This is a genomic window from Vibrio sp. HI00D65, assembly GCF_001635455.1.
Taxonomy (GTDB): Bacteria; Pseudomonadota; Gammaproteobacteria; order Enterobacterales; family Vibrionaceae; genus Vibrio.
Genome location: NZ_LWEH01000558.1, coordinates 1 through 1,254, shown reverse-complemented (window position 1 = coordinate 1,254; position 1,254 = coordinate 1). Strand labels below are relative to the sequence as shown.

Annotated in this window: 3 tRNA genes and 2 rRNA genes; all 5 read left to right on the top strand. The window is 44.5% G+C overall.

Annotated elements, in window-relative coordinates:
- Positions 1 to 139: ribosomal RNA gene (locus tag A3712_RS23790) — 16S ribosomal RNA — on the top strand; the annotation flags it as partial.
- 123 nt (positions 140 to 262) lie between these two features.
- A tRNA-Glu gene (locus A3712_RS23785) sits at positions 263 to 338 on the top strand.
- A 2-nt stretch (positions 339 to 340) separates the two neighbouring features.
- Positions 341 to 416 (top strand) — tRNA-Lys (locus A3712_RS23780).
- A 33-nt stretch (positions 417 to 449) separates the two neighbouring features.
- Positions 450 to 525, top strand: a tRNA-Val gene (locus tag A3712_RS23775).
- 341 nt (positions 526 to 866) lie between these two features.
- Positions 867 to 1,254, top strand: a 23S ribosomal RNA gene (locus A3712_RS23770); the annotation flags it as partial.

The following is a 1,254-nucleotide window of genomic DNA, read 5'->3' as shown; positions in this document are numbered from 1 at the left end:
TCACACCATGGGAGTGGGCTGCAAAAGAAGTGGGTAGTTTAACCTTTCGGGGAGGACGCTCACCACTTTGTGGTTCATGACTGGGGTGAAGTCGTAACAAGGTAGCCCTAGGGGAACCTGGGGCTGGATCACCTCCTTATACGAAGATATTCACGATAAGTGTCCACACAGATTGATACGGTTTAGAAAGTAAAGAGACGAAGAACTCCCAAGTTCTTCGAAGTTTGTTTCTACTTTTTTAAAGTGGAGACAAATTAGCAGTGTCCCGTTCGTCTAGAGGCCTAGGACACCGCCCTTTCACGGCGGTAACAGGGGTTCGACTCCCCTACGGGATACCATTGGGTCGTTAGCTCAGTTGGTAGAGCAGTTGACTTTTAATCAATTGGTCGCAGGTTCGAATCCTGCACGACCCACCATTCTTTCTCCACGAAGGAATTAAAACTTTTAGTGGGCGATTAGCTCAGTTGGGAGAGCACCTGCCTTACAAGCAGGGGGTCACTGGTTCGAGCCCGGTATCGCCCACCATTCTCTAAATATTCTTGAAAGTTAATACTCCAAACCACTTCTTATGTTGTTGGTTGGTTTTTTCGACTGCGAGAGTCTTTAGAAAATGCATTCTTCGGAATACATGCTCTTTAACAATTTGGAAAGCTGACTGATTAACTCTAAGAGTTAATCAAATTAAAAGTTCTCAATGTTTATCCTTTGGATAAACACAACACAAACACATTCAAGTGTCTTGTATTCGATTCAAATCTAATTTGAATCACATTGAGTCCGGCAAACACGTAATAAGAACTAACCCTTCTTATTACAACCAAAAACCTTGGTTAGTTGCCATACATTAAGACCCTTTCGGGTTGTATGGTTAAGTGACTAAGCGTACACGGTGGATGCCTTGGCAGTCAGAGGCGATGAAGGACGTATTAACTTGCGATAAGCCCAGATTAGACAGTAAAAGTCATTTGAGTCTGGGATTTCCGAATGGGGAAACCCACTTACACAAGTAAGTATCTTGTTGTGAATACATAGCAGCAAGAGGCAAACCGGGGGAACTGAAACATCTAAGTACCCCGAGGAAGAGAAATCAACCGAGATTCCGAAAGTAGCGGCGAGCGAAATTGGATTAGCCCTTAAGCTTTTAATGAGACAGACGAAGGCTCTGGAAAGTGCCGCAATAAAGGGTGATAGCCCCGTAGTCGACATCTCATCATCAGTGAAAACGAGTAGGGCGGGACACGTGATATCCTGTCT